This is a genomic window from Ideonella azotifigens, from assembly GCF_006519715.1.
Lineage (GTDB): Bacteria > Pseudomonadota > Gammaproteobacteria > Burkholderiales > Burkholderiaceae_C > Ideonella > Ideonella azotifigens.
The window spans coordinates 1-2,340 of the sequence record NZ_VIDT01000780.1 but is presented as its reverse complement, the minus strand read 5'-3'; the positions used below and the strand labels follow the sequence as shown (position 1 = coordinate 2,340).

At 68.3% G+C, this 2,340-nt stretch carries 3 protein-coding genes; 2 read left to right on the top strand and 1 reads right to left on the bottom strand.

Annotated elements, in window-relative coordinates; all coding sequences use genetic code 11:
* A partial coding sequence (locus tag FKP22_RS32900) for a restriction endonuclease (RefSeq protein WP_375140624.1) occupies positions 1-285 on the top strand: 285 nt, incomplete at its 5' end.
* Positions 286-455: 170 nt separating this feature from the next.
* Positions 456-1,529: a hypothetical protein gene (locus FKP22_RS27550; RefSeq protein ID WP_141291165.1), complete on the top strand. Its 1,074-nt coding sequence runs from the start codon at positions 456-458 to the stop codon at positions 1,527-1,529.
* Here FKP22_RS27550 and FKP22_RS27545 read toward each other — a convergent pair.
* On the bottom strand, positions 1,519-2,340 hold an 822-nt coding region (locus FKP22_RS27545), incomplete at its 5' end, for an ABC transporter substrate-binding protein (protein WP_141291163.1). The two genes, FKP22_RS27550 and FKP22_RS27545, sit on opposite strands and share 11 nt — an antisense overlap.

The following is a 2,340-nucleotide window of genomic DNA, read 5'->3' as shown; positions in this document are numbered from 1 at the left end:
GCCACCACCTCAGGCTTCACCCCCGAAGCCGAAGCCTTCGCCCGCGAGCACCGCATCAACCTGCTGGACAGCGAACGCCTGCTCGCGCTGATCGCCCAGCGCTCGCCCGAGGAGCAACAACTGCTGCTGACCCTCGCGCTCGAAAACGACTACTGGCGCCCGACTTGCGTGAGCTGCGGCAAGAAGATGACCGAACGCGCCCGCCGCACCGACGGCAGCCCGTTCTGGGGCTGCACCGGCTACCCGCAGTGCCACAAGAAGATGCCGATGCGGCTGCCGGCCTGACACCGGCCCGCTCGCCATCGCCATCAAGCCCTGTCGCGACCCGCCGCGGGTTCTAGGGGGCCCCCGTCGGCCGCGCGCTGGATCGAACTACGATCGCGCCGCTGCCGGCAACGCACCGCAGTAGTACAAGCGTCGGCAGCCTCTGTTTTCAAACATCAAGGAGGTTCCCGATGTCATTGTTTTCGAACACCGTTCTGGCCAGCTTTGCCGCCACCGCTGCGCTGCTGGGCGCGCCGCAGTCTGCCAGCGCGCAGACCTACACGCTGCAAGTGCTGGCACCGTTTGGCAAGCTGGCCTATGCCTGGCCGGAGGCCATCGACGAGGCCGGCGTGGCGTCGGGCGCGGGCCGCAGGAAGAACGAGTCCATGTACTACCCGGTGCTGTGGACCAACGGCCGCGCGAAGGTGTTGAAGAACCCGGAGCAGTGGTCGTTCGACATGGCCAGGCTCAGCGCGCAGAACAACTACATGGTGGCCTATGCGTACGACCGCAGCCTCAGCGTGCTGTGGCGACCCGATGGCTCGATCACGCCTTTTGCCTCCTTCGCGCCGGCCGGCGAGCCTTGTGGCTGCATGGCACTGGACGTGGACAGCCAGGGCCACGCGGTGGGCCTGGCGTACAAGAATGGCGTGCAGCAGCCAGTGCTGTGGACCGACCCTGCGCTGCCACCCACCGTGCTGCCCGCGCCTGCCGGCGTCAGCTTCCCGGAGGCCTATCGCACGGCGGCCAACGGCTGGGTGATCGGCTTCGGCTTTGGCAGCGACGGCTACTACAGCACCATGGTCTGGAAGGACGGCCAGTTGCAGGACATGTCGGCACTGTCCGGTCTCACCGGTTCCATCTTCGATGACATCAACGACCACGGCACGGCGGCCGGCTCTTACATCGACTTCGGCCGGGACACCGAAATGCCCATGCTCTGGAAGGCCGGCCAGCTGGAGTTGCTGGCCACGGCCCAGTACCAGGGCTGCAGCGTCAGCGCGATCAACAACCTGGACCTGCCGGTTGGCTCCTGCGACGGCAGGGCGGTGATCTGGAAGGACGGCGTGCCGACCCTGCTCACCAGCCTGCTGAGTGCGGACACCCAGGCCGCCGGCTGGGTCGTGGAGCTCACGCTGGCCATCAACGACCAGGGCGACATCCTGGCCCAAGTCCGCAACACCACCCGCCAAAACCAGGATTCGGAGACCTACGCGGTGCTCAAGCCGATCTCGAACGCAGGCGCCCGACGCCTCACACGCTGACAAACGTCTCGCTGACCACCAGCCGCTTGGCGAGCAGGCCGGCGTCCAAGTAGACGTCGGCCGTTTTCTGCTGCTCGGCGATCAGCGCGGCGTCGATCGGCAGGTAGCGGGTCTGGCGGCGTTCGTAGGCGAGGCGGGCGGCCGGTGCCGGGATGCCGACGATGCGGGCCAGGGTGTCGGCATAGTCCCCGATGTGGGCGTTGGCCCAGCGCTGGGCGCGTTCGGTGCGGGCGCGGAAGTCGACCAGGACCTCGCGCTTGTCGCGCAGCGCAGTGTCGGTCGCGGCGATGTAGCTGAGGCCGGACCACAGGCCGCGGCCGTTGCTCAGCACGCGCAGCTTGTCCACCGTTTCGGCCACTGCGGTGTACGGCTCCCAGGTGGCCCAGGCGTCCACCGAGCCGCCGACCAGCGCAAGCTTGGCGTCTGACGGGGCGAGGAAGCGGAACTGCACGTCGCCGGGCTGCAGGCCGGCGGCGGCCAGCGTGCGCAGCGTCACGTAGTGGCCGATGGAGCCGCGGTTGGTCGCGACGCTCTTGCCTTTCAGGTCCGCGCCGGTGCGCAGGCTCGAGTCGGTCTTGACCAGCACCGCGGTGCCATAGGCATCGCTGCGGTTCACGGCAAAAGCCTTGATGCGCACGCCTTGCGCCAGCGCGAAGATCAGCGGCGCGTCGCCAATCGGCCCCAGCTCGACGGCCTCGGCGTTCAGCGCTTCGGCCAGCGGTGCGGCGGCCGGGAACTCGGCCCACTGGATCTCGTACGGCAGGTTCTTCAGCTCGTCGGCGCATTCCAGCAGCGCGCGCAGGCCGCCTTT

Coding starts and splice junctions, on each gene's coding strand:
- FKP22_RS27550 (WP_141291165.1), top strand. CDS start 456: ATGTCATTGTTTTCGAACACCGTTCTGGCCAGCTTTGCCGCCACCGCT.